Origin of the sequence: Lysinibacillus sp. FJAT-14745 (genome assembly GCF_001275675.1) — a bacterium.
In the GTDB taxonomy this organism is placed as follows: domain Bacteria; phylum Bacillota; class Bacilli; order Bacillales_A; family Planococcaceae; genus Lysinibacillus.
In genome coordinates, this window is the sequence record NZ_LITM01000006.1 from 77,260 (window position 1) to 78,016 (window position 757).

At 46.1% G+C, this 757-nt stretch carries 1 protein-coding gene; it reads left to right on the forward strand.

Going from position 1 to position 757, the window contains the following annotated elements; translation table 11 throughout:
* On the forward strand, positions 1-757 hold a 757-nt coding region (locus AMS59_RS26960), incomplete at both ends, for a condensation domain-containing protein (protein ID WP_156304645.1).

Consider the following 757-nt stretch of genomic DNA (forward strand, 5'->3'; position numbering starts at 1 on the left):
ACCGGTTCGAGACAAGGGTTGAGGATATCTACTCTCTTACGCCTTTGCAGGATGGGATGCTGTTCCACAACATTGCTAACGAGAAATCGATGGGTTATGTCAACCAGAACGTATTCTCGATCCGTGGGGACGTTGAAGAAAAGACGATCAAACAGGCGCTGAAACTGCTCGCTCTGCGACATGACGTGTTGCGAACAGCGATTATGTACGAAAAGCTTTTCAAACCAAGACAAGTAATGTTACATGACCGAGAAATTGGATATGAAAGAACGGATTTGTCAGGGCTTGACGAGTTGGAGCAGGAGAAAAAAATCGCAGACATTACAGACTGTCACATCCAGCGTGGATTTAACTTGCAACAGGAGCCGCTACTACGGATCCACTACATCGCACTTGGCAATGACAGTCACAAGTTGATTTGGAACTATCATCATATCATTTTGGACGGCTGGTGTATGTCCATTCTGTACGGCGATTTCAACCGGTTCTACGGAATGCTCAAGAACGGCAGAAGTCTGCCTGATCTCGCACGGATGGTAGCGGAAGAAAAGAAACAGACCGCGTCCTATGGGGAGTACATCCAATGGATGGAGAAGCAGGATCGTGATCTGGGGTTATCTTATTGGGAGGATTTGCTGGCTGATTATGAAGAAACGGTAGAAATAAAACCTGTGATGCAACCAGAATCGACTGATCAACAAGTTAAGCGAGAAATCGTTCAGCTGTCTACTGTAACCAGTAAGACGCTGATTCAGAC